General features: G+C 70.6%; 2 protein-coding genes and 1 pseudogene. 2 read left to right on the top strand and 1 reads right to left on the bottom strand.

Annotated elements, in window-relative coordinates; translation table 11 throughout:
• Positions 1-221: tyrosine-type recombinase/integrase (locus tag CCN39_RS23490; RefSeq protein ID WP_158104539.1), on the top strand; the 221-nt coding region annotated here is incomplete at its 5' end.
• A 109-nt stretch (positions 222-330) separates the two neighbouring features.
• Positions 331-1179: a FliA/WhiG family RNA polymerase sigma factor gene (locus tag CCN39_RS23485; protein ID WP_086845360.1), complete on the top strand. Its 849-nt coding sequence runs from the start codon at positions 331-333 to the stop codon at positions 1177-1179.
• Here the strand turns inward: CCN39_RS23485 and CCN39_RS51865 are convergent.
• A pseudogene (locus CCN39_RS51865) lies at positions 1180-1337 on the bottom strand (M23 family peptidase); the annotation flags it as partial. It abuts the gene before it with no gap.

Here is a 1337-nt window from a genome sequence, read left to right as displayed (position 1 = left end):
GCGTCGTGCACGACGCCGTCACGGCGGTGCCCGGAGCACTCGACATGGGGCCCCACGGCCTGCGGCATTCCGCCGCGACGCATCTGCTCGAAGGGGGTGCCGATCTCAGGAGCGTTCAGGAACTGCTTGGTCACGCTACGCTTGCCACGACGCAGCTCTACACTCATGTGACCGTCGACCGGTTGAAAGCGATCCATGACCGAGCGCACCCCAGGGCCTGAGGCGGTCCGGGGAGGCTCGCCGGGGTCGTCACCAGCGGGCCCGGCGGCGCACGCGCATCCGCACGAGCACGGAGACGACACTGAGCCGCATGCCGAGAACGACTGTGCAATGACCGCAGGCCCGCACGTGACCGAAGCCGCCGGAGTGACCACTCACGGTGAGGCTGCCGCGCCCGCGGAAACTCGGGCCGGCTACGACGTCGACGCCGGGATCGCCGCTCTGTGGCAGCAGTTCGCCGACAGTCCGGACCAGGCGTCGCGCGATCGGCTCGTGCTGCACTACGCCCCGCTCGTCAAGTACGTCGCCGGCCGGGTCGGCACCGGGTTGCCCACCCACATCGACGTCGGTGACCTCGTCCAGTCGGGCATCTTCGGGCTCGTCGACGCGATCGAGAAGTTCGACCCCGAGCGTGGCCTGCGCTTCGAGACGTACGCGATGCAGCGCATCCGCGGCGCAATCCTCGACGACCTCCGTTCGCAGGACTGGGTGCCGCGCGCGGTGCGCAGCAAGGCCAAGGAGGCCGAGCGCGCGATGGAGCGCCTCGGCGCCCGCCTGCACCGCACGCCGACCGACGCGGAGCTCGCCGCCGAACTCGGCATCGGCCTCGACGACCTGCGCGACTTCTACGGCCAGCTGCAGCTCACCAGCGTCGTCGCGCTGGAGGATCTGGTGGCCGCCGGCAAGGACAGCGGCTCGCTGGTCGACACCTTGCCCGACGACGACGCCGTCGACCCGGTCGCGGTGCTCGTCGACCAGGACAACCGCCGCCAGCTCGCCCAGGCGATCGCGCAGCTCACCGAGCGGGACAAGATCGTGGTCAGCCTCTACTACTTCGAGAGCCTGACCCTCGCCGAGATCGGCAAGGTCCTCGGCGTGACGGAGTCGCGGGTGAGCCAGCTGCACACGCGGGCCGTCATGCGGCTGCGCGCCAAGCTGGTCGAGCAGACCGGCAGCTGATCACCCACCACCTCCCCACGGCTTGAGCCGGTATTCGCCCACCTCGCCGGTCAGCGCGAGGGGATCGATGTACTCGTCGCCCCGTCGGACGCCCCAGTGCAGGCAGGCTGCCACCGAGCAGCCGGGATGCCCGGCGAGGACGGTGCCGAGCACCTGGC

Source organism: Amycolatopsis kentuckyensis, from assembly GCF_002155975.1.
Taxonomy (GTDB): domain Bacteria; phylum Actinomycetota; class Actinomycetes; order Mycobacteriales; family Pseudonocardiaceae; genus Amycolatopsis; species Amycolatopsis kentuckyensis.
Note: the sequence above shows the minus strand (reverse complement) of the source record. Positions and strands in the feature narration are given on the sequence as shown.